This is a genomic window from Microbulbifer rhizosphaerae (assembly GCF_014191725.1).
Lineage (GTDB): Bacteria > Pseudomonadota > Gammaproteobacteria > Pseudomonadales > Cellvibrionaceae > Microbulbifer > Microbulbifer rhizosphaerae.
In genome coordinates this window covers 1-2,237 of record NZ_JACHWZ010000061.1, presented here as the reverse complement: position 1 = coordinate 2,237, position 2,237 = coordinate 1, and the positions used below count along the sequence as shown (strand labels likewise).

At 58.1% G+C, this 2,237-nt stretch carries 1 protein-coding gene; it reads right to left on the bottom strand.

Annotated elements, in window-relative coordinates; genetic code table 11:
* Positions 1–2,237: hypothetical protein (locus FHS09_RS22410; RefSeq protein WP_183464119.1), on the bottom strand; the 2,237-nt coding region annotated here is incomplete at both ends.

The following is a 2,237-nucleotide window of genomic DNA, read 5'->3' as shown; positions in this document are numbered from 1 at the left end:
AAGGCGTTGTAGGTGGCGTGGTGGGCGATCAGGGTTTCGTCGTTGGCGTCGCCGCTCAACTGCAGGGCGATATTGCGGATCGCCTCGCGGTTGTACATGCCGGTCTGGGAATAAAAGACGGATTCGTAGCTGTCGCCATTCGAGGAGGCATTGCGGGTGTAGGTGACCTCTTTTGCAGTCGCCTTCACCTCATTGGTGATATTGCTCACCGTGCCGCCGCTGGCGTTGTTGAAATTGCCCTTGGCGTGGTTGAGTACCGTGCCGCTCTGGCTGTTGCCGGAATAAACCCACAACTCGAACGCCAGGTTGGTGGCACCGTTGTTCATCGCCGAGGTGTCCACATAAACCCAATCCTGACCGGTGGGCACGTCTACATTCTTGGTGACGCCGTCGGCCTTAAAGCGGATGGACTCGGTGCCGGGCGGCAGGGCGTGGACCTTGATACGCTCCGGAAGGGTTTTGGTAACACCACCACTGCCGGTATAAGTACCCCAGGTCTGGCCGTAGGTGGTCATGGATACGGTTACCGCTGGATCAGGGTCAGGTCCCATATAATAATCACCCGCTTCCACCGTGAAGGTACCATTGCTTGTAACAGCAACAGATCCAGATGTCCCCCCTTCAATGTCGATATTAATTCTTGCACCGGCGGCATCTTTTAGCCCAGAAACTGTGAACGTCACGACAGCTTTGGAAGAGTAACTATAGCCATTACCATCCCACACCTTTGTATCATATATTTCGGTTCTGACACTGTCATAAGTAACCGTCACATCCCCCCCATAGGCCTCCACCTGCCCCGGGTAAGTCGCCGCCACACTGCCAGAGGGAAGCGCGTAGGTGGTCTCCTCCACCTTCACCGAGTCCCGATATTCGAAGCTGGTACTCGTCGCACTGCCCTGCTTAGAAGAACGGTACCCCGCCGATAACCAGAACTTGTTCACCTCCGGCAGATGCTCCAGGCCCACACCTTCACCCGGCAGGCCGATGGTGCCGCTTTGACTGCTGGCGGCACTGGTGTACAAGTCCACCGCGTGCAATACCAGGCCGTCCGGGTCGATAAACGTCAGCGATACCGATGCGGCATTGCTGTTGAGCGCAATGCTCATGCCGTCGCTCCAGCTGTATTCGGCGTTGTCCATCACTACCTGGCCGCTGTCGTTCTTGGCCAGTACCTTGACCTTGGCGGTGTTGCCAAACACGCTGGCGACGTCGCTGCTGTTTAAGGTGAGGGTGTTGTTATTCACCTCCCAGTCCAGGCTCGGCATCACCTCCAGGGGGTTGCTCTGGGCATTTTCCAGGGCGCTGTCGGCCTGGGTGTCGTCGGCCTGCAGGAAGTCGCTGGTGACGTCGTAGTTGTAACTGTTGGTGGTGATCACCACTTCGCGCCAGCCGTTCTCGGTGGTGCCGTGGGTGAGCGGTACGAAGATGTGTACCTGCTCTTCCACTTCAATGCGGTTGGTGAACACGGTGATGGTGCGGCCACTGTCGAGAGTGACCTGGCGGCTGGTGTAGTAGTGCTGTGTGTCCCGTTCGATATAGCCCTTGTGGTTGCCCTGGCTGGTGCCGTCAAGCTGGTAGGCGGTGCTGCCGAGCAAGCCCGAGAGCTCCGTCTGCTGCTGCGGGGTGAGGCCCAGCTCTTCGAAGTTGAGGCGCGGGTCGCCGGCGCCCAGGTGGAAGAGTTCGTCAGTGTTGTCCACCCAGGAGAGGCTGCCATCTACCGCGATGGCACTGCCAGGATTGATGTCGTAGCCCTCGCCCTGGTCGTCGACATAGTTGATGTTGTTATCGCGCACGGTGGTCTGGCTGCGCTGCGAGGGGATACTCAGGGCATTGGTCACTGCGGCATCGGAGCTGGAGGGCATGCTGCCGTTGTTCAGGTCCATCCAGACGATGCTGGTACTGGTGCTGTTGGTGGTTTTGCTGCGGCTGCCGGCACTCGTTATGTGCGGATCAGTTCCCGCAACATAATCGATATCATTTCTTACTTTGTCGTCTTCGCTGTTCACTTCCCAGCTGAGGTTCAGGTCCGGGTTGTCACTGGGCGTGTCCAGCGGCGGTTCAACGACGGTAATGAGCTGGTCTTCCTGGTCGTACAGGCTGTACTTCCACTGGGTTTCGCTCTGGGTGATCTCGTTCACCGCCTGCTGGGCGGTGAGGATAGTGTCCAGGCTGTTGTTGTTGATCGCAGATATTTCCAGGGTGGCGTTGCCGTTCTGGTCGTACAGGTACAGCCG